Annotated in this window: 25 protein-coding genes; 11 read left to right on the top strand and 14 right to left on the bottom strand. The window is 49.0% G+C overall.

Annotated elements, in window-relative coordinates:
* Positions 1-8: 8 nt before the first annotated feature.
* Genes WJT86_RS00960 through dnaQ form a run of 3 tightly spaced genes read left to right on the top strand, consistent with a single transcriptional unit; the run spans position 9 to position 2,187 of the window.
* The gene (locus WJT86_RS00960; RefSeq protein ID WP_346335623.1) at positions 9-851 is read left to right on the top strand and encodes a shikimate dehydrogenase; all 843 of its coding nucleotides are present in this window, start codon (positions 9-11) and stop codon (positions 849-851) included.
* Positions 851-1,459 carry a dephospho-CoA kinase gene (gene coaE, locus WJT86_RS00965; RefSeq protein WP_346336264.1) on the top strand — a complete coding sequence of 203 codons (609 nt, stop codon included), beginning with the start codon at positions 851-853 and terminating at the stop codon, positions 1,457-1,459. The genes WJT86_RS00960 and coaE overlap by 1 nt, the downstream gene beginning before the upstream one ends.
* Positions 1,459-2,187, top strand: coding sequence for a DNA polymerase III subunit epsilon (gene dnaQ, locus WJT86_RS00970; RefSeq protein ID WP_346335624.1), 729 nt, complete (start codon positions 1,459-1,461; stop codon positions 2,185-2,187). Before coaE ends, dnaQ begins: the two co-directional genes overlap by 1 nt.
* A gap of 50 nt (positions 2,188-2,237) precedes the next feature.
* Here dnaQ and secB read toward each other — a convergent pair whose 3' ends face one another.
* Complete coding sequence (secB, locus tag WJT86_RS00975) at positions 2,238-2,738, bottom strand: protein-export chaperone SecB (RefSeq protein WP_346335625.1); 501 nt, start codon at positions 2,736-2,738, stop codon at positions 2,238-2,240.
* Between the two features lie 340 nt (positions 2,739-3,078).
* On the opposite strand from secB, the gene WJT86_RS00980 reads away from it, so the two are divergent.
* From WJT86_RS00980 to WJT86_RS01000, 5 genes are all read left to right on the top strand, one after another.
* Positions 3,079-3,813 (top strand): Tim44/TimA family putative adaptor protein, encoded by a 735-nt coding sequence (locus WJT86_RS00980; protein ID WP_346335626.1) that lies wholly within the window; start codon positions 3,079-3,081, stop codon positions 3,811-3,813.
* A gap of 80 nt (positions 3,814-3,893) precedes the next feature.
* Positions 3,894-5,045 carry a murein transglycosylase A gene (mltA, locus tag WJT86_RS00985; protein WP_346335627.1) on the top strand — a complete coding sequence of 384 codons (1,152 nt, stop codon included), beginning with the start codon at positions 3,894-3,896 and terminating at the stop codon, positions 5,043-5,045.
* The gene (locus tag WJT86_RS00990) at positions 5,035-5,652 is read left to right on the top strand and encodes a Smr/MutS family protein (RefSeq protein ID WP_346335628.1); all 618 of its coding nucleotides are present in this window, start codon (positions 5,035-5,037) and stop codon (positions 5,650-5,652) included. Before mltA ends, WJT86_RS00990 begins: the two co-directional genes overlap by 11 nt.
* The gene (locus WJT86_RS00995; RefSeq protein WP_346335629.1) at positions 5,624-6,088 is read left to right on the top strand and encodes a helix-turn-helix domain-containing protein; all 465 of its coding nucleotides are present in this window, start codon (positions 5,624-5,626) and stop codon (positions 6,086-6,088) included. The genes WJT86_RS00990 and WJT86_RS00995 overlap by 29 nt, the downstream gene beginning before the upstream one ends.
* Before the next feature lie 77 nt (positions 6,089-6,165).
* Positions 6,166-7,167, top strand: coding sequence for an adenosine kinase (locus WJT86_RS01000; protein ID WP_346335630.1), 1,002 nt, complete (start codon positions 6,166-6,168; stop codon positions 7,165-7,167).
* Positions 7,168-7,212: 45 nt separating this feature from the next.
* Here WJT86_RS01000 and coaA read toward each other — a convergent pair whose 3' ends face one another.
* From coaA to hisB, 7 genes are all read right to left on the bottom strand, one after another.
* Positions 7,213-8,196, bottom strand: a complete 984-nt coding sequence (coaA, locus tag WJT86_RS01005; RefSeq protein WP_346335631.1) for a type I pantothenate kinase — start codon at positions 8,194-8,196, stop codon at positions 7,213-7,215.
* A gap of 38 nt (positions 8,197-8,234) precedes the next feature.
* A complete protein-coding gene (locus tag WJT86_RS01010) occupies positions 8,235-8,561 on the bottom strand; it encodes a phosphoribosyl-ATP diphosphatase (RefSeq protein WP_346335632.1) in 327 nt (108 codons plus the stop codon).
* 4 nt (positions 8,562-8,565) lie between these two features.
* Entirely contained in the window at positions 8,566-9,378 is an 813-nt protein-coding gene (hisF, locus tag WJT86_RS01015; RefSeq protein WP_346335633.1) for an imidazole glycerol phosphate synthase subunit HisF, read from the bottom strand.
* A 10-nt stretch (positions 9,379-9,388) separates the two neighbouring features.
* On the bottom strand, positions 9,389-10,135 hold the full coding sequence (gene hisA / locus WJT86_RS01020; RefSeq protein WP_346335634.1) for a 1-(5-phosphoribosyl)-5-[(5-phosphoribosylamino)methylideneamino]imidazole-4-carboxamide isomerase: 747 nt from the start codon (positions 10,133-10,135) through the stop codon (positions 9,389-9,391).
* On the bottom strand, positions 10,123-10,791 hold the full coding sequence (gene hisH, locus WJT86_RS01025; protein ID WP_346335635.1) for an imidazole glycerol phosphate synthase subunit HisH: 669 nt from the start codon (positions 10,789-10,791) through the stop codon (positions 10,123-10,125). The genes hisA and hisH overlap by 13 nt, the downstream gene beginning before the upstream one ends.
* Positions 10,788-11,294, bottom strand: a complete 507-nt coding sequence (locus WJT86_RS01030; protein ID WP_346335636.1) for a DUF2628 domain-containing protein — start codon at positions 11,292-11,294, stop codon at positions 10,788-10,790. Before WJT86_RS01030 ends, hisH begins: the two co-directional genes overlap by 4 nt.
* A 67-nt stretch (positions 11,295-11,361) precedes the next feature.
* The gene (hisB, locus tag WJT86_RS01035; RefSeq protein ID WP_346335637.1) at positions 11,362-11,949 is read right to left on the bottom strand and encodes an imidazoleglycerol-phosphate dehydratase HisB; all 588 of its coding nucleotides are present in this window, start codon (positions 11,947-11,949) and stop codon (positions 11,362-11,364) included.
* A gap of 245 nt (positions 11,950-12,194) precedes the next feature.
* Here hisB and hslV point away from each other — a divergent pair, with 245 nt between their 5' ends.
* Complete coding sequence (gene hslV, locus WJT86_RS01040) at positions 12,195-12,758, top strand: ATP-dependent protease subunit HslV (RefSeq protein ID WP_346335638.1); 564 nt, start codon at positions 12,195-12,197, stop codon at positions 12,756-12,758.
* A gap of 27 nt (positions 12,759-12,785) precedes the next feature.
* Entirely contained in the window at positions 12,786-14,096 is a 1,311-nt protein-coding gene (gene hslU / locus WJT86_RS01045) for an ATP-dependent protease ATPase subunit HslU (protein WP_346335639.1), read from the top strand.
* Here the strand turns inward: hslU and WJT86_RS01050 are convergent.
* The 6 genes from WJT86_RS01050 to WJT86_RS01075 form a co-directional block, all read right to left on the bottom strand.
* On the bottom strand, positions 14,086-14,706 hold the full coding sequence (locus tag WJT86_RS01050) for a CHAP domain-containing protein (protein WP_346335640.1): 621 nt from the start codon (positions 14,704-14,706) through the stop codon (positions 14,086-14,088). The two genes, hslU and WJT86_RS01050, sit on opposite strands and share 11 nt — an antisense overlap.
* 101 nt (positions 14,707-14,807) lie before the next feature.
* Positions 14,808-15,158: a RidA family protein gene (locus tag WJT86_RS01055; RefSeq protein ID WP_346335641.1), complete on the bottom strand. Its 351-nt coding sequence runs from the start codon at positions 15,156-15,158 to the stop codon at positions 14,808-14,810.
* Between the two features lie 77 nt (positions 15,159-15,235).
* Positions 15,236-16,033, bottom strand: coding sequence for an ABC transporter permease (locus tag WJT86_RS01060; RefSeq protein ID WP_346335642.1), 798 nt, complete (start codon positions 16,031-16,033; stop codon positions 15,236-15,238).
* The gene (locus WJT86_RS01065) at positions 16,033-16,818 is read right to left on the bottom strand and encodes an ABC transporter ATP-binding protein (RefSeq protein ID WP_346335643.1); all 786 of its coding nucleotides are present in this window, start codon (positions 16,816-16,818) and stop codon (positions 16,033-16,035) included. The genes WJT86_RS01060 and WJT86_RS01065 overlap by 1 nt, the downstream gene beginning before the upstream one ends.
* A gap of 58 nt (positions 16,819-16,876) precedes the next feature.
* Positions 16,877-17,917, bottom strand: coding sequence for an ABC transporter substrate-binding protein (locus WJT86_RS01070; protein WP_346335644.1), 1,041 nt, complete (start codon positions 17,915-17,917; stop codon positions 16,877-16,879).
* Positions 17,918-18,017: 100 nt separating this feature from the next.
* Positions 18,018-19,304 (bottom strand): D-amino acid dehydrogenase, encoded by a 1,287-nt coding sequence (locus tag WJT86_RS01075; protein ID WP_346335645.1) that lies wholly within the window; start codon positions 19,302-19,304, stop codon positions 18,018-18,020.
* A gap of 162 nt (positions 19,305-19,466) precedes the next feature.
* On the opposite strand from WJT86_RS01075, the gene WJT86_RS01080 reads away from it, so the two are divergent.
* On the top strand, positions 19,467-19,916 hold the full coding sequence (locus WJT86_RS01080) for an Lrp/AsnC family transcriptional regulator (RefSeq protein WP_346335646.1): 450 nt from the start codon (positions 19,467-19,469) through the stop codon (positions 19,914-19,916).
* The last annotated feature ends 93 nt before the right edge of the window (positions 19,917-20,009 follow it).

The following is a 20,009-nucleotide window of genomic DNA, read 5'->3' on the forward strand; positions in this document are numbered from 1 at the left end:
GGGATAAGATGACTGATATCCGCAAAGCATTTGTAACCGGTTATCCTGTAAAACATTCCCGGTCACCACTGATACATAATCATTGGCTAAAACTTCATGGAATTGAAGGAAGCTATGAAAAGGTTGAAATAGAGCCTTCTCATTTTAGTGATTTAATCAAACGCATCAGAAATGGTGAGTTTATTGGTGGCAATGTCACAATCCCTCATAAAGAGGCTGCTTATCTATCGGCGGATGTTCTGACTGATCGTGCAAGACGTCTCAAAGCTGTGAACACATTGTGGATGCAGGATGGAAAGCTGTGGGGAGATAATACCGATATCATAGGTTTTACAGCCAATCTTGATCAGGCTTTGGGTAAAGACTGGCATCAGGATATTACGCATGCTCTCGTTGTCGGTGCAGGCGGGGCCTCCAGGGCTGTTGTTGCCGGTCTGCTTTCCTATGAGGGAATGCAGGTAACAATCATTAATCGGACAGAAGAGAAAGCACGCAGCCTCGCAGAATTTAATCCTGACAGAATCAGTGTTGCACCATGGAGTGATATGGCCCGGGAAACAGAACGCGCCGGAGTTGTTGTTAATACGACGTCACTCGGGATGGTTGGTTACCCACCACTTGATATTGATTTCTCTCGGTGTGGCTCGCAGACAATTGTGACAGATATTGTTTATATCCCGTTGATAACACCAATGTTGAAGCAGGCACAGGCGCTTTCTCTACGTACAGTTGATGGCCTTGGAATGCTTTTGCATCAAGCAGTTCCCGGTTTTTCAAAGTGGTTTGGTATAACGCCACAGGTTACACCAGAGCTGAGAGAGATTATATTAAGGGATATCGGGGAAATGTGATGGTCTTTGTTCTTGGACTGACAGGCTCTATCGGAATGGGAAAATCAGCAACGGCTGATCTCTTCCGTTCGTTTGGCGTGCCAGTCTATGACGCAGATGCGACCGTCCATGATCTTTATAGAAATGAAGCTGTCGTCCCGATTTCAAAGCATTTCCCGAATACCGTTAAAGACAACATCATTGATCGAGAGGCACTGTCTGCTGAAGTTCTTGATTCACCTGAGAAGATGCGTTTGCTTGAATCTCTCGTTCATCCGCTTGTCTGGGAGAAGGAACGTGTTTTTGTAAAAGCTGCTGCATCTGCAAGTCACCGGCTTGTTGTACTGGATAGTCCGCTTTTACTGGAAACCGGTGGGGAAGCCCGTTGTGATGCGGTTGCAGTTGTCAGCGCACCAGCGCATATTCAGCGTCAGCGTGTTTTAAGCAGGGCAGGAATGACTGAGGAGAAACTGAAGTCCATTCTGGCCAAGCAAATTCCCGATAGGGAAAAACGGCTTAAAGCGCATTTTATAATTGATAGCAGCCGTGGTCTTGATGATGCAAGGCTTGAGGTTGAGGCCATCATCCGGTGTCTTTCAGGCCGGACAGGTAAAGGTAATCCGGCTTAATGTTACGCGAAATAGTTTTTGATACGGAAACGACAGGTGTTCGGGCCAATGATGGTGACCGACTGGTGGAAATTGGTTGTGTTGAGCTCCTCAATCATATTCCGACAGGTAATACCTTTCACGTCTATATCAATCCTGAGCGCCCCGTACCGGTTGAGGCTTTCGATATTCATGGCCTGTCAGATGAATTTCTGGCTGATAAGCCCGTTTTTGCCGAAATTGCCGATAAATTTTGGGAGTTTATTGGTGACAGCAAGCTGATCGCTCATAATGCCAGCTTCGATATTGGCTTTATGAACGCGGAATATGCACGGATTGATAAAAGTCGGCAGATTTCTATGGAGCGCGTCATTGATACGCTCGCACTGGCACGGCGCAAGCATCCAGGTGCTGGTAATTCGCTTGATGCCCTGTGTTCACGTTATGGCATTGATAATTCCCGCCGGACGAAACACGGCGCTCTGCTCGACTCGGAGATTCTCGCTGAAGTTTATCTTGAGTTGATTGGTGGCCGCCAGGCCGGCTTTAATCTGGCAGATGAGCCTGCAAAGGTTACAAATGAGCAGAACTCGGCTCAGGCAGCGGGAGTCATGCCGCGTGAGAAGCGGGTTTTTAAACCACGCATGACAGATCATGAATTAATGGCCCATCGGGCTTTTATTGCCAAAATGGGTGATAAGGCGATCTGGAAAGATTATATGCCTGAAGAACCTTCTGAGACCGCATGAAAAAAACCGGCCTGAATGGCCGGTTTTTCAATTCGTACGTTTGCTGTTTCTTATGAAGACAGCGGAGCATTCCCACGCTCTTCAGCAGCAGCCTGTGCTTCGGCTGCTTTCTGACGGTAGAGCTCAACGAAATCGATTGGATCGATATACAGTGGTGGGAAGCCACCATTGCGAACAGCATCTGCAACGATCTGACGACCGAATGGGAACAGAAGGCGTGGGCATTCAATGTAAAGAACAGGATGGAAGTTTTCCTGCGGAATGCCCTGAAGGCGGAAAATACCGGCATACTTCAGATCAAAAGCGAAAAGAACTTCTTCACCAACCTTGGCGCTGCCTTCAAGAGCCAGCTCGACTTCAAAGTCAGCTTCTGCCAGCTGGGCAACATCAATGTTTACCTGAATGGAGATTTCAGGCTGGTTGTTAGGTGGCGTCTGGAAAGAGCGCGGTGCATTTGGGTTCTCAAAGGAGAAGTCCTTGGCATATTGTGCCAGTGCATTCAGCGACGGGGCCGCCTGGTTTGTGTCGTTTGTTGCCGGATTTTCGGCCATCGTCAGCTCCTGAAAATTCGTGACTTGAGAAATATTCCCGTAATGCATGCCGCAAAACTCTTGCGAATACAACCATTACGTATCAATTCCTTTTTACCTCCCCCTATTATTTATAGGAAGAGCATAAGTTAATTATGACTTTTAGCCTGAGGGTAAAGCCCTGCTGATTGATAAAAACAACGTGACTAGCAAAGTTTCTTTAGGCTTTCATATGGATATTGGATAAAAACTATCCCATATGAAAAGTCAGGATCAGTTGTTGTTGAAGATAAGCGACATTTTGGCGCCCACTTTGAAAACTATTGAGTTCTTATATCGGTAATACGAGATCGGATGAAATATGCAGGACGGTTTTGATCTTTCGACCATTATATTTGCCTGTCTGGCAATTTTTATAATCTGGAAACTGAGATCAGTTCTTGGACAGAAAACAGGTAATGAGCAGCCACCCCAGGAGTTGAACCGCGATAACACGCAGGAACCTCACAAGGATTCGTGGCAGAACCAGTCCAATATGCCACCTCCACGCGCTGATAATGATCAGGTTATTACCCTGCCACCCCGCCAGCCGGCGCCTGTTTCTCAAAAAGACAGATGGAAAGGCATTGCTGAGGAAGGTTCACAATTGGCAGATACGCTTGATCGCGTTGTTGGTCTTGAGCCATCCTTTGACATCAAAGCTTTCCTTGAAGGTGCAAAAGTCGCCTACGAGATGATTGTCGTTGATTTTGCCAAGGGTAATCGGGAAGAGCTTAAAAACCTTCTGACTGACGATGTTTACAGAGGATTTGATCAGGCGATTAAGGCACGTGAAAAAGCCCATGAAACGGCTGAAACAACATTTGTTTCCATCGACAAGAGTGAGCTGATGGCTGCAGAGCTTTCTGGCAGAGATGCTCAGCTGACAATCCGCTTCATAGCAAAGATGATCACGGTAACCCGTGATGAACAGGGCAATATTGTTGATGGATCTCCTGATGAAGTCGTTGATACGTCTGATATCTGGACATTCTCACGGACATTGGGCAGTGATGACCCAACCTGGTTGCTTGCAGCCACGGAAAGCGGGCAGTGACATCAAATAACAGGGTAATCTGTTCTAAAGGAAAAGGTGCTATTCGTTTCAGGCACCTTTTTCTTATTTTCAGTCTCATCATGACATCGACATTCGCACAAGCCGCCCCTTCAGGGGATATCCATCTGAAGAAACTAGCCTTTTCAGAACTTCAGGGCTGGAAGAATGATGCCCAGGATGTCGCTTATGCCGTCTTTCTCAAATCATGCGAGGCTCTTGAAAATGATAAGAGTGTCCTCCGGCCAGCCAAATCTATGGAAGATGCTTTAAGAAGCATTTGTAAAAAAGCTTTTCAGCTTGGTTCTCTTGATTCAGAAAAGGCACGCCAGTTCTTCGAAGCAGAGTTCACTCCATGGCTGGTAAACTATAAAGGTTCAGATACAGTCCTTCTGACAGGCTATTATGAGCCAGAGCTTTCAGGCTCCCTTGTAGCAACAGATGAGTTTTCTGTTCCTCTTTTAGCTCGTCCCGATGATCTGGAAACTATTCCTGAGGGTGAAAGCCGACCTGGAATTGAAGCAGGGCTTAGAGGTGCAAAGCGAACATCTAAAGGCTTTGAGCCTTATCCAACTCGTCAGGAGATTGAGGAGGGTGCTTTAAGAGATAAAGCGCAACCTCTCGTTTATTTAAGGCGCCCAAGTGAGGCCTTCATCATCCATGTTCAGGGATCTACGCGGATCAGGCTCCCTGATAACTCATCCGTACGGGTTGCTTATGCCGGTCGTAATGGCCAGCCCTATACCTCAATCGGCCGGTTACTCATTGAGCGTGGTGCAATTCTTCAGGATGAGATGAGTCTCGAACGCCTTATGGGATGGCTTGATGCCAATCCTAAAGATGCCCGTGCTTTGATGCACCAGAATAAATCCTTTATCTTTTTCAGATTGGCGACAGAGCTTTCAGAGCATGAAGGCCCAATTGGTGGTCAGGGTATTCCGCTGTTTCCTGAGCGCAGTCTTGCGGTTGATCGCAATATCTGGAGCTATGGTATGCCTTTCTGGTTGGAAGGTGTTTTGCCTGTTACCGAAAATCAGACGAAGCCTCTTAACAGGCTGATGATTGCACAGGACACTGGTTCCGCCATTCTAGGGGCTGCGCGAGGTGATTTTTATTTTGGCTCGGGTAAAGCTGCTGGCACACTGGCCGGGCTTATGCGTCACCAAACCCGCTTTATCGTTTTACAGCCACGTGGCTTGAAGCCTGCTGTTCCGGATGCGCATTATGAGCAGTAAACGTTCAAAACGGACGCTTTCTTATGAAGAAAGGTGGCTTTGGGCTAAGGTCAAAAGCAACTACACACCTTTAAAAAATAATGCGATGCGGGCTGATATGAAGCGCCTTCTGAAAGATATGGAGCCCGTAGAGCCAAATAAACCAGCTCAGTTTGATACAGGGCCTGAAAAGCTTGATCAAAATACATCAAAACTGGCAATTGGTATTCAGGAACTCAGGCAAAAAGCACCTGAACCCAAGAAACTGCCACCAATCATGCCACTGGAGCGTAAAACGCTTCGTTCGGTACGTCGGGGTTCTAAAGCAGTTGATGGTGTTCTGGACTTGCACGGAATGCGCCAGAGTGAGGCACATTACGCACTTTTATCCTTCTTGAGACAGTCTCAGGCCCGAGGTGCGTCGCTGGTTCTTGTCATTACAGGTAAGGGTGAAAGTGGTTCAGGTTTTTACCGTGGTGCTGAGGAACGAGGCGTTTTAAAACGCGTTGTCCCGCAGTGGCTGAGTATGCCGGATGTTCGCCCATTTGTTGTGAGTTTCAATGATGCAGCCCAGCATCATGGTGGTACGGGAGCGCTGTATGTCAAACTCCGACGAAACAGAGGCTGATACTCTACCATCAGAAGGACGCTTGCAGCGCCGCACCAAGGGAACGGCAGAACATGTTACCCCTCTTGGAGAGCATTTGCGCCAGTTGCGGCTGGAGCGTGGAGTCGCTCTGAAAGATATGGCGGAACATCTGGGTGTTTCACCAGCTTACCTTTCTGCCCTTGAAAAGGGCCAGCGGGGTAAGCCCACCTGGGTTATGATTCAGGGGATGCTGGCATTCTTCCATATTATCTGGGATGAAGCGGATGAACTCGTCAGGCTCGCACAGATGTCAGATCCGCGTGTTCGGATTGATACAATCGAGACCAGTGCCCAGACAACATTCTTTGCCAATCGATTGGCTCGTGAGATTCGCGATTTAAACGAGCAGGATATTGAAGCGATGACAGCCATTCTTGATGCGGCACAAATGCGCAAGCGTCCTAAAAAGTGGTAAGTGAGTTTGAATTTCCTTGACCCGGTGGGTTTGCAATGCCAAACCGCGCTAAAGATTCTTTAAAGTGTAAGTGACCAATGACAAACCGTACAATCGACGTTCTGACAATCGGCAACGCTATCGTTGATGTTCTTGCCCAGACTGATGAGACTTTTCTGGTTGAACAGAATCTGGCCAAAGGAACGATGCATCTTATCGATGAGCCACGGGCGGAAGAGCTCTATGGCTTGATGCGCGATGTAACGGTGATGTCTGGTGGTTCTGCTGCCAATACGGCTGCCGGTATTGCATCTCTTGGCTCAAAAGCTGCTTTTATCGGTAAAGTTCGTAATGACGAGCTGGGTGATCTTTATGCCCGTGATCTGGAAAAAATCGGCGTGCATTACAATGTTGCTCCTGCAACCGATGGCCCGGCAACAGCCCGTTGTTGTGTCCTGATTACGCCGGATGGCGAGCGTACCATGAATACCTACCTTGGTGCCTGCCAGAACCTGACCGTTGATGACATTAACCCTGAGACCATCAAGGCCTCTTCTATTATCTATCTTGAAGGGTATCTGTGGGATCCGCCAAAGGCAAAGGATGCTTTCCGCAAAGCTATTGATATTGCCCACCAGGATGGTAACCGGATTGCCCTGACGCTTTCTGATACCTTCTGTGTTGATCGCTATCGTGATGAATTCCTGACGCTGATCCGTGATGGCAGCATCGATATTCTGTTTGCCAATACCCATGAGCTGCGCAGCCTGTATCAGACAGCTGATGAGAATACGGCTATTGCCGCTTTCCGTGATGAGAATGTTCTGGGTGTTGTCACGCGTTCAGAAGAAGGCGCATTGGTTATCATGTCTGGTGAGACCAGCTCTGTCCCGGCTTACCCTGTTGATCAGGTTGTTGACGCAACGGGTGCTGGCGATCTGTTTGCGGCAGGCTTCCTTGCTGGAATGACACAAGGCCTGCACCTGATGGATTGTGCTCGTCTTGGTTCGCTTTCGGCCTCAGAGGCGATCAGTCATATTGGTCCACGCCCACAGGTCTCCTTACGTGAGCTGGCTAAAGCAAATATGCTGATTGCCTGATCCGGGATTGTCGCGGACTGAAAAGTGATTCACGTGAAACACTTTTCAGAGCCGTCTGAGTGATACTTCCTCAATATGATGATTTGAACCCTTGCGTAAGATAAGATTTGCCCGCTGGCGCGTGGGCAGAATATTCTCGCGCAAGTTGGTCAGATTGATGCTTTTCCAAAGATCATCCGCGACTTCATAAGCTTCAATATCCGACAGCTCTGCGTAACGCCGGAAGAAGGATTTCGGATCAAGGAAGGCCGTTGTCCTGAGTTTCATAAAGCGGTTGATGTACCAGGTATGAAGATCGTCTTCATTCGCATCCAGATAGATCGAGAAATCAAAATAATCCGAAACAAACGGAATGAATGAGCCATCACGCGGTAAACGTGCAGGCTGTAGAACATTCAGGCCCTCGATAATCAATATATCCGGCTGGTCGATGATCGTATGCTCATCTGGCAATACATCATAGACAAGATGCGAATAAAGCGGCGCTTTTACATTGCGCTTGCCTGATTTGATATCATGCAGGAATTCCAGCAAAGCGTTGGTATTGTAACTCTCCGGAAAACCTTTCCGCTCCATCAGGCCCTGTTCCTGTAACTGGGCATTGGGATAGAGAAAACCATCTGTCGTGATCAGATCAACTTTCGGAATATTCTTCCAGCGCGCCAGAAGAGCCTTCAGTACGCGGGCTGTTGTTGATTTGCCAACGGCAACAGAACCGGCAATACCGATGATAAAAGGGACCTTATTGTCACCATTTGTCATCAGAAAGCGCCCGGTTGCCTGAAAAAGCTGCTGGGCACCCTCAACATAGAGCGATAGCAGACGTGACAATGGCAGGTAAATCTCAACAACTTCATCAAGCGAGATGCGGTCGTTGACAGAAACAAACTGCGCAATTTCCTCTGCGCCAAGCGTCATAGGTGTATCAGCGCGCAATGTTGCCCATTGCTCGCGGGGAAAACGACGGTATGGCGAGAAAGCAGCGTGGCGCTCGTGAGCTCGTCTGCTTTTCTTTACATTGCGCGGCATTTAAAACTCTAAATATCTAATATCAGTTCAGCCGGTGCTCAGTGAGCTTTCCGGGATGCTTTTTCTTCTAAGCCTGATTGTGATGTCCGCTTCTCAAGCTCTTCCATTACGTCCGATATAGAAACATCAGCTCCATGCAAGACGACTAAAAGGTGATACAGAACATCAGCTGTTTCAGAAACAAGAGCCTTCTTGTCATTCTGGATGGCTGCAATAACGGTTTCAACCGCCTCTTCACCAAATTTCTTGGCTGAGCGTTCTGGCCCGTCTTTGAGCAATTTGGCTGTATAAGAGACCTCTGGAGAGGCTTTCGCCCGAATTGAGACGATTTCTGCGAGGGAATCGAGCGTGAAATTGGTTGCCATGGGGCTAGCCTTTCTTGCTTCCGGAAACAGGGCTCCAAGTCGCAGGGTCAAGCCGCATATTCAGACCAGCGGCGGCCATATAGCGTTTGGCTTCTGCAATGGTGTATTTGCCAAAGTGAAAGATGGAAGCGGCAAGAACAGCGCTGGCCTTGCCCTCTTTGACACCATCTACCATGTGGTCAAGGTTGCCAACACCGCCTGATGCGATGACCGGGATTGTCACAGCCGTTGCAATAGCGCGCGTTAGTTCCAGATCATAACCAACCTTTGTGCCATCCCTATCCATGGATGTGAGCAGGATTTCACCGGCACCGAGCTCTGTTACCTTTTTGGCAAATTCAATGGCATCTAAACCCGTTGGATTACGGCCGCCATGGGTGAAGATTTCCCAGCGATGGGGCTCGCCATCTGCGGATACTTTCTTTGCATCAATCGCAACAACAATGCATTGTGCGCCAAATTTTTCGGCAGCTTCCTTGATTACTTCCGGGTTTTTCACGGCCGTTGTATTGATCGCAACTTTATCGGCTCCAGCCAGAAGAAGGGCACGGATGTCCTCAACAGTTCGTACCCCTCCCCCAACAGTCAGGGGCATAAAGCAGGCCTCTGCTGTGCGGCTGACAACATCGAGCAAAGTGCCACGGTTTTCATGGCTTGCCGTTATATCAAGAAAGCAAAGCTCATCCGCGCCGGCAGCATCATAAGCCTTGGCTGATTCAACCGGATCGCCAGCATCAATCAGATCAACAAACTGTACGCCTTTGACCACACGTCCGTCTTTAACATCAAGACAGGGAATAACCCTTACCTTTAGCATGACATTCCCCTTAAGCTTTTCGGGCGTTACGGATGGCTTTGAGAGCTTCTGCAGGATCAATCCGGCCATCATAGAGAGCACGGCCTGAAATAGCGCCTTCGAGAACAGCGCAATCCGGTTCAAGAAGGCGTTCAATATCAGCAATTGACGCAAAGCCACCGGATGCAATCACGGGAATGGAGACTGCGTTGGCAAGAGCCAAAGTCATCGGGATATTCAGACCTTTAAGAATTCCATCCCGGGCAATATCTGTATAGATAATGGCGGCAACACCTGCATCTTCAAAGCGTTTGCCCAGCTCCTCAGCACTCAGGGTGGATGTCTCAGCCCAGCCTTCGACAGCAACAAAACCATCGCGGGCATCAATACCGACAGCCACACGACCCGGGTATTTTTTTGCAGCCTGTTTAACAAATTCCGGATCACGAACGGCAGCAGTGCCGATGATGACGCGTGAAACACCCTTTTCCAGCCAGGCATCGACAGTCTTGAGGTCGCGAATACCACCACCCAGCTGAACCGGAATGGTGATGCGTTTTAAAATGCCTTCAACTGCTACGGCATTCATTGGCTTTCCGGCAAAAGCACCATCAAGATCAACGACATGAAGCCATTCAAAACCTTGTTGTTCAAAGCTTGCAGCCTGAGCGGCAGGGTCGTCATTAAAGACTGTAGCCTGCTCCATATCGCCTTGAATGAGGCGCACACAGCGCCCTTCCTTGAGATCAATTGCTGGAAAAAGAATCACGGCTGCCACCTTAGGAAATTGGCGATAAAACGAAGGCCAAGCATCTGGCTCTTTTCAGGATGAAATTGTGTGCCGGCGATATTCCCACGGGCAACAGCCGCGGTTATCGGGCCGCCATATTGGGTTACAGCGACAATATCGTCTTCATTATCGGCGGCAAAATGGAAGGAATGGACGAAATAGGCATGCCATCCATCTTCTCCGGCGAGTATGCCATCAAACAGCTTGTGTGGGCGCATGTCGCGACCATGCAGATTATGCCAAAGCGTATTCCATCCCATATGCGGAATTTTCAGGCTTGGATCATTTGGCTCAATACGTTTTACGCTACCTGAAATCCAGTTAAGTCCTTCAGATATCTCGTATTCTAGTCCTCGGGTTGCCAGAAGCTGCATTCCGACACAGATGCCAAGAAAAGGCTTTTTGTCCTTATGGACAGCCTCATCCAGAACTTCAATCATGCCATCGACAGCATGAAGTCCGCGACGACAATCGGCAAAAGCACCGACACCAGGTAAAACAATACGTTCAGCCCTGCGAACAACTTCCGGGTTTGCGGAGACGATGATCTGGTTCTTGAGGCCTGCTTCTTCATTAGCCCGCTCAAAAGCTTTGGCTGCAGAGTGCAGGTTTCCTGAACCGTAGTCGACGATGACAACACTCATCTTGATTTCTCCAGAAGGGGAAAGATTCCCAGTGCATCTGATGCATTTGCAGCTGCAAGAGGCCCGGCCTGTACGGGGGGCTCTTTTTTAACCGGTTTTGGTCTTTTATGCAGACCAATAGCAATCATTTTTGCCTCTGCTTCAATTTCATCATGTCCTGTCACAATACCTGCAACAGGCTGGCCGCGACGCTCATATGTCCATCTCTTGAGAGAGTTGGCTTCAAAACCAATCAGAAGCATGATCAGAAAGTCGGCAATTCCCCATGTTATTGGCTCAAACTCAAGCATATCTGCCAGCGTTGAAACCGTGATCAGAACTACCAGCATAATGATGCCGGTGAGCCATAAACGGTTCCACAGCAGCCAGAAGGGGCCAAAAATGAACGCTCCCCATGAGAAACCGTCACGAATAAGGACAGCACCTGTCAGGGCATCGGCATTAGGTTCCGTGCAACCCTTTGGAAAGTGGACAGTGTAGCTTTTCATTGCATTGCCAGTCATCAGACCGCCTTGCCGCAAGCAGCAAGGTCATAAAAGAGTACGGAACATTCCATCTGTTCCGTATATTTTACAACGCTCCCTTGGTCGAGGGAATGCGTCCTGCTTCACGTGGATCCTGAGCAACAGCGTCACGAAGTGCGCGTGCCAGGCCTTTGAAGCAGCTTTCCGCGATATGATGGCTGTTGTCGCCATAAAGAGTCTCAATATGCAGGGTGATACCTGCATTCATTGCAAATGCCTGAAACCATTCACGGACAAGTTCTGTATCGAAATTGCCGATTTTCTCTGTCGGGAAGCTGGTGCGGAAGACCAGAAACGGCCGACCAGAAATATCAAGTGCTGTCCGTGTCAGGGTTTCATCCATTGGCAGAAGGCAATCAGCATAACGTTTGATGCCCTTTTTATCGCCGAGCGCCTGCAGGAATGCCTGCCCGAGTGCAATACCGCAATCTTCGACAGAATGGTGTTGGTCAATGTGCAGATCGCCCTTCACATTGATGTCGAGATCAAACAGGGCGTGTCGTGCCAGAAGGTCGAGCATATGATCAAGGAAGCCGACACCTGTTGCGATATTGGCTTTGCCGGAACCGTCAATTTTAACGGAGACAGCAATATCAGTTTCGTTGGTACGGCGAGTGACCGTTCCGGAACGCATTGGCTCTTCCTTCCATTGGGGGCCTTTTGCAAGGCGCAGGGAAACATTCGATTATTATACGAACATATTCATAAATAACCGAAATTTTCCTTTAACAAAAGTCCGAAGAATTTCACCTTTCTTCTTATATCGTTAAGAGGCTGAAAAAGTCGCGGAAAAGAGGGGGTCGTGGTGGTTGGAATTTCATGGGTGAATGATTAAATGTTCAATCATCAAGGGATTTGCCCTTCAGGAAAAGGTTTTAGATGACACTTAATGATCAACCCTCAGGTTTGCCTTCCATGCATGCCACAACAATCTTGATGGTTCGCAAAGGTAATCGCGTTGTTATCGGTGGTGATGGGCAGGTCAGCCTCGGCCCGACAGTTGTCAAAGGTAATGCCCGTAAGGTGCGTCGCTTGGCAAAAGGAAATGTTATCGGCGGTTTTGCAGGCGCAACGGCCGATGCCTTTACGTTGTTTGAACGTCTTGAAGCCAAGCTTGAGCAATATCCTGAACAACTGACACGTGCCTGTGTTGAACTCACCAAAGACTGGCGAACAGACCGTTATCTGCGTCGCTTAGAGGCTATGATGCTGGTTGCTGACAAGAATGTCAGCCTGCTGCTGTCTGGCTCTGGTGATGTTCTTGAGCCTGAAGATGGCATTATGGCAATTGGATCTGGTGGTAATTATGCCCTGTCAGCTGCCCGTGCACTGGCCGATACGGATTTTGATGCGGAAGAGATTGTACGCCGTTCCATGAAAATTGCTGCAGATATCTGCGTCTACACCAATCATAACCTTGTCCTTGAAGCGATTGATCTTTGATCCCGCTATTGTGAGCTAGAGAATAATATGACCACTTTTTCTCCCCGTGAGATTGTTTCCGAGCTGGATCGGTTCATCGTTGGCCAGCAGGATGCCAAGCGTGCTGTTGCGATTGCCCTGAGAAACCGCTGGCGCCGTCAGCAGCTGACCGGCCCTCTTAAGGAAGAAGTTGCGCCAAAGAATATTCTGATGATCGGCCCAACAGGTTGTGGTAAAACAGAAATTTCCCGCCGGCTTGCCAAGCTCGCCGGTGCGCCATTCCTGAAAGTTGAAGCCACAAAGTTCACGGAAGTTGGCTATGTTGGCCGTGATGTTGAACAGATCATCCGTGATCTCGTCGATATCGGAATTGGGCTTGTTAAGGCTGAAAAGCGTCGTCAGGTTGAAGCCAAGGCGCATCTGGCAGCTGAAGAGCGTGTTCTGGATGCATTGGTTGGTGCCAGCGCCAGTCAGGCGACCCGTGACAGCTTCCGTCGTAAGCTGCGTGATAATGAGCTTGATGACAAGGAAATTGAGCTTGAGTTGCAGCCGACCGGTAACAGCGGCATGCCGATGTTTGAAATTCCAGGTATGCCGGGTGCATCCATGGGTGCCATTTCCATCGGTGATATTTTCGGCAAGGCAATGGGTGGGCGTGGTAAGCCCCGCAAGCTGACAGTCAAGGAAGCTTATGAGCCTCTGGTCAATGAAGAAAGTGACAAGCTCCTTGATCAGGATGCCATTATTCAGGAAGCCATCTCTGAAGTTGAAAACAACGGTATTGTCTTCCTCGATGAGATCGACAAAATCTGTGCCCGTGAAGGGCGTGGAGGTGCCGATGTCTCCCGTGAAGGTGTCCAGCGTGATCTGTTGCCATTGATTGAAGGCACCACCGTTTCAACAAAGCATGGCTCGGTTAAGACAGACCATATCCTGTTTATTGCATCAGGTGCGTTCCATGTTGCAAAGCCTTCTGATCTTCTGCCGGAATTGCAGGGACGCCTGCCAATCCGTGTTGAGCTTCAGCCACTGACGGTTGATGATTTCCGTCGTATTCTGACGGAAACCGAAGCCAGTCTGATTAAGCAGTCAATTGCTCTGATGAAGACGGAAAATGTTGATCTCGTCTTCACTGATGATGCCATTGATGCGCTTGCATCCGTTGCTGTTGAGGTCAATTCAACCGTGGAGAATATTGGCGCCCGCCGCCTGCAGACTGTTCTTGAACGTGTTCTTGACGATATCTCATTCACGGCACCTGACCGTGATGGTGAAACGCTTGAAATCAACGCAGCCTACGTCAATGAAAAGGTTGATGTTCTGGCAAAGAATACGGATTTGAGCCGTTTTATTCTCTGATTTCCGTACTTTCGGGTGGTTGTGGAATCCGTAGCCACCCGAGGGTTGATCTCTTACCGATTTCCCAGTTCCCATCCTTGGAAATGAGTGGCAGCTTCTCGCGTGCAGGTGGGGAATTTTGTTGTACTATCTCGACTTCATTATCGCTGACAGCAGCAATGATCGCGACATGGCCATAGCCCCCGGCACCTGAGAATACGATTAGATCCCCCTGTTGTGGTTTCTCGTTACCGCCTTGCTGAAACTGTATCATGCCTCTTTTATCGTTAAGCTTACCGTGAGGCAGCTCTTTATCATAATAAGATATGGCATGACCCCAAACATCCGGCATACGATGGCCTTTTGCCTGATAGAGATAGCGTTTGATGAATTCAACACATTGCCATTTCTGGCCCAGATAATAGCCATCTTCAGCATAATGGCGGCCATGGGCGATGTTGAATATCGGCCCATTATCATAAACAGGTACATCATCAAGTTGGGCAATGATAATCCCGTTTTCATATGTTTTATGAATTGAGTGGAAGTAGATTTTTGCACCAGCAACAACAGCGCCGCTCAGAAGCAGGCCAATGCATAGAACTTTAACGAGTGTCCGTGGTTTTGCCATGTGCCTCTAGGCTCCTGAGCGGGTTTATACGCGTTATCCAGAAGCCCTATAACAATAAAAAAGCCGCCCGGTTAGAGCGGCTTTGTGCAGTTTTTGCTGATTTATTTTGCAGCAATAACCATAATCTCAACGGTATATTTTGGAGCTGCCAGCTTTGCTTCAACCGTTGCACGGGCTGGTGCATTATCCGGGGAGACCCATGAATCCCAGACTTCGTTCATTTCCTGAAATGTAGACATGTCAGACAGGAAGATTGTGGCTGAGAGCAGCTTGCTCTTGTCTGTTCCGGCTTCTGCAAGCAGGCCGTCGATCAGGCCGAGAATTTCAGTTGTCTGTTCTGTAACGCTTTTACCGGCATTTGCCTTGGCAACCTGTCCAGCGGTGTAGACAACACCATTGTGGCTCACAGCCATGCTCATACGCTTACCGGGTTGGATACGTTCAATGCTCATCTGAATCTCCAGAGGGTTTAAATCAGTTTGAACCTACGCCCCTTGGGGTATCCGAGCAAGAGTTTTGAAACCAGAGATTATGATCGCCAGCCCAACAGACGTTTTTCTGCAAGATCTATCAGGCTGTTAACGATCAGGCCGATCAGGCAGAGTATGAAGACACCAGCCAGCAGGCGATCCGTCTGATAGAGATTCCCTGATGCCAGAACCAGACCGCCGATGCCCTGATCTGCGTTGATCATTTCAGCTGCAACCAGCAGAACGATACCGATAGAAGTTGAGATGCGCAGGCCAGATAAAATGCCGGGTAGTGCTCCGGGAAGGACGATCTTGCGGATGATGGCTGAGGTTGAGAGGCCAAAGCTTCTGCCCATTCGGATAAGGGAGCGGTCAACGTTATCAACGGCACCATAGGTGGCCACAACCATCGGGAAGAAGGTACCAAAGGCTATGGTAACCAATTTAGATGCCTCACCAATGCCAAACCAGATGATGAAAAGCGGCAACAGCGCGATCTTTGGGATCGGAAAGAGGGTTGCAACAATTGTAACACCCGGAGCCCTTGCCGGGCTCCATAAGCCTATTGCAAGCCCTGTCAGGATGCCGATGCTGCCACCAATGGCAAAACCGCCGAACAGACGACCAAGAGATGCAGCAAGGTGACCGTAAATCTCTCCGGTCTGGATCATGTCGCCTAACGCTTTGAAAATTTCAGCTGGGCTTGGGGCCGCAATCGGGCTGATCCAGCCAAGGCTGGAGCACACCTGCCATAGGGCAATCAGAAGGATAAGGCTAATTGCGCCAACGCCACGCTGCCAACGCGGAATAAGCAGACCGCCACGAAAAGAGACAGGGGCTTTCTTATTATTTGACATCAGCTGACCTCACCTGATGTCAATTCACGGTCAGCTTCAGCGGCATCATTACGGATGAGATCCCAAAGCTCGCGGGTTTGTTTCGCAATATCCGGGTCAGTAGCAGAGCGTTCCCTGCGTGGACGATCAATTGTGATAACCGAGCGAATCCGCCCCGGACGGCGTGACAGAACAAGGATTCGGTCGGCCAGACGTGTTGCTTCTTCCAGATTATGGGTGACATAAACGGTTGCCAGCTGATGCCCGTCAAAGCCTTCAGCCAATGTTACGAGATCATCCATCAGCAATTCGCGTGTTTGGGCATCGAGCGCTGACAATGGCTCATCCATAAACATAACGGATGGACGAACGGCAAGGGCGCGGGCAATCCCGACGCGCTGTTTCATGCCACCTGAGAGCTGTTTTGGTAGAGCCTTGCGGAAATCTGAAAGGCCGGTACGGCTAAGGGCATTACTGATCCTGCCTTCTATTTCAGATGATTTGAGACCGCTGCCTTCCAGTGGCAGACGAATATTGCCTTCAACACTGCGCCATGGCAGTAGGCCGAAATCCTGAAAGACGAATGTTAATGGGTTTATCGAACCTTCTGGTGGCTCACCCTCAACCAGTACCTGCCCGGAGGTTGGCTTTTCCAAGCCGCCAAGAATGCGCAAAAGTGTCGATTTACCGCAGCCACTTGGCCCGACAATAGCAACGACTTCTCCGGGGCCTACCTCAAAAGAGATATCCTCAAGAACAGTCAACGGGCCATAGGAATGGCGAATGGTATCGGCGATCAGTTTCATATGTTTTTGATGTCCGCAGACCGCTGTCAGATCGAACGGTCTGCGTCAGAAATTGAGATTATGGATTTGCCTTGATGAAAGTCAGGTCGATGATTTTGTCTGCATCGACGCTGCTGTCGACCAGCTTGTTCTCTTTCATCCAGTCAATCTGTGCCTTGATGTTTTCGGGATCAAGGCCGGCACGATCTGCGAGATAGAAAGCTGAATCTTTCACTTTTGGCACAGATGCCGTCAGTGCTTCGCCCGGATAGACGTATTTGGCAATTTCTTCTGCAGCTTTGTCTGTATCAGAATTAAATACAATCTTGCCGCTGTCATCTTTTGTCAGGAAGGCTTTGGAGTAATCAATAATACCCTTCTGATAAGCTTTGAAAAACTTCTGAACCAGTTCAGGATTCTTCTCAATGATCTGGGTGCTCGTGAACAATCCGCCATACTGATATTCGTCGATATCGGAAACACGGCCAATGATTTTACCCTCACCTGCTTTTTCAAGAGCTTTAGCCATATGAGGCGCGATAATAATGGCATCGACCTGTGAGGTCTTTACGGCTGCCATCATGTTTGAAAGCGACTGCAATGGCTTCAGTGAAACATCAGAAAGCTTGAAGCCCTTGGCTTTGGCGATCTGGCCGATCTGGTAATGGAAGGATGAGCCAATCTGAGAAATACCAACAGATTTGCCTGCAAGCTTGGAGGCATCGGTCAGGCCTTTCGCAAAAGCCTCATTGCTGGCAACGATCAGGTTACCTTCGTAACCCTTCTTTTCCATGCCCTGCCCACCGATAATCTTAAGCGCACCTTTGCCTGCAAGATTGTAGAAGCCGCCTGTCAGGGCTGTAACACCAAAAGAGGTATCACCAGAGACAACGGCTACGGCAATTGGCTGGGCAGCTTCAAAGAACTTTAGCTCAACTTCAATGCCTTCAGCTTTGAAGTACCCGCGCTCAACAGCAAGAAACAGCCCGCCGGAAGAAACATAACGCAGAACCCCGACTTTAACGGTTTCTGCTTTGGCAGTCTGCGTGGCTGAAAAGCCTGCAAATACAGCCATTACGGCACAGGAAAGAATGACACCCAGGCGTTGCAAGGCCTTCATGGTTTACTCCTCTTGGCGGGATGAATTGCGCAATAAAAATGATTAACCGGCATCCTGTTTAAAACAAGCTGCCGGTTAAGTCTATAAAAGACATATATAATTACGCGAGTGCAAGACCTGAAGTTGTGAAATCAGAGCTATACCGTTTGATCGACAGATCAGCGGTTTCGATATCTGCTTTCCGGCCTGATACAATATCAGCCACAAGTCGGCCTGTGCCGCAAGCCATTGTCCAGCCTAGGGTTCCGTGTCCCGTTGCCGTTGTCAGGTTGCTGAACGATGTCGGTCCGATAATCGGTGTGCCATCCGGTGTCATTGGCCGCATACCTGTCCAGAACTGCATATCGTCGATTTTGCTGCCATCGGGAAACAGATCAGTCAGAGACATGGCAAGTGTTTCGCGTCGTTTGGCATCGAGCTTGAGATTATAGCCGGAAAGCTCGGCCATGCCACCAACCCTGATACGATCGCCAAGACGTGTGATGGCAACTTTATATGTCTCATCCATCACGGTTGAAACCGGGGCATCCCTGTCTTCTCGAACCGGAACGGTAATTGAGTAACCTTTGACAGGGTAGACTGGCAGATTTAGACCAATCTGATTCAGCATGGGCGCTGAAAAACTGCCAAGAGCAGTGACATAATGATCAGCACTCACGACGCCCTTATCGGTATGGATGCCGGTTACCCTCTGGCCGTTTGTCTCAAAGCCCTGAATGATTGTGTTGAATAGGAAGGTGACACCCATACTCTTGCAGATATCTGCTAGGCGATTTGTGAAGATATGACAGTCGCCGGTTTCATCATTCGGGAGACGAAGGCCACCGACAAATTTATCAGTTACCTTGGCAAGGGCAGGTTCGGCACCAATACATCCCTGACGATCAAGAACTTCATAAGGCACGCCAAACTGCTCAAGAACGGCGATATCACCACCAATGCTATCCAGCTGTTTCTGGGTGCGGAAAAGCTGGAGAGTGCCCTGCATCCGCTCATCATAGGTGATGCCCGTTTCCCTGCGCAGTTCATCAAGGCAGTCACGGCTGTATTCTGCAATACGTACCATTCGGGCCTTGTTTTCGGCATAGCGGGCAGATGTGCAGTTGCGCAGCATTTTCATGACCCAGCTGATCATCTGGGTATCAACGCGGAATTTAATAATCAGGGGTGCATGGCTCATCAGGAGCCATTTTATTGCTTTCAGCGGCACATCCGGTGAGGCCCAGGGTGCTGAATAACCGGGAGAGACTTCACCCGCATTGGCAAAACTGGTTTCAAGGGCCGGGCCTGCCTCTCGATCGATAACGGTAACTTCATGCCCGGCCTTGGCCAGATAATAGGCACTTGTTACACCAATAACACCACTTCCCAGAACAAAAACCTTCATTGCGCGGCCTCAGAAAATCAGGAGTGAATTGCGACAAATCGACCTATGGTCCATGTGACTAGTTAATCTGAATAATCTCCTGTTTTTCTTGCTATGATTAGATGTAATTTCGAATTTAAGAGGTATATTAGAAGAAATGTCCTGTTTTTAGAAGAAATCATCATGCCGCGCGATGCTATAGACGAACGTATAATTCGTGTTTTGAGAACAGATGGCCGTATCAGTAATGCCCGTTTGGCTGAGCTTGTTGGCCTCTCGCAGTCTGCCTGTCACCGCAGATTGCAGCTGCTAGAAAGTAGCGGTGTCATCAGAGGTTATACGGCTATTCTGGATGAACGCATCGACAACAGTACAACCGTTGTCATTGTGCAGATATCTCTGGAACGTCAGACAGAAGATTTTCTCAGGCGTTTCGAGACGGCAATCCGCAAGTGCAGTGAAGTGCGTGAATGCTATCTGATGACGGGGATGCAGGATTACCTGCTCCTTGTAGAGGCGCAGAATGCCAGTGATTATGAGCGCATTCATACTGAAATTCTGTCGCGCCTTCCTGGTGTCTCGCGCATTCAGTCGAGTTTTGCCATTCGTTCTGTCATTCGCGGACGGCGCTAATAAAAGATTAGGGCATAGTTTTATATTAGGCCCTTTCCAAATTCATACAAAACCTTAAAGTCTGCATATGCAGGCTATTGATGGCTTTGTGTT

The sequence above is a fragment of the Hohaiivirga grylli genome, from assembly GCF_039655745.1.
Lineage (GTDB): Bacteria > Pseudomonadota > Alphaproteobacteria > Rhizobiales > Beijerinckiaceae > Hohaiivirga > Hohaiivirga grylli.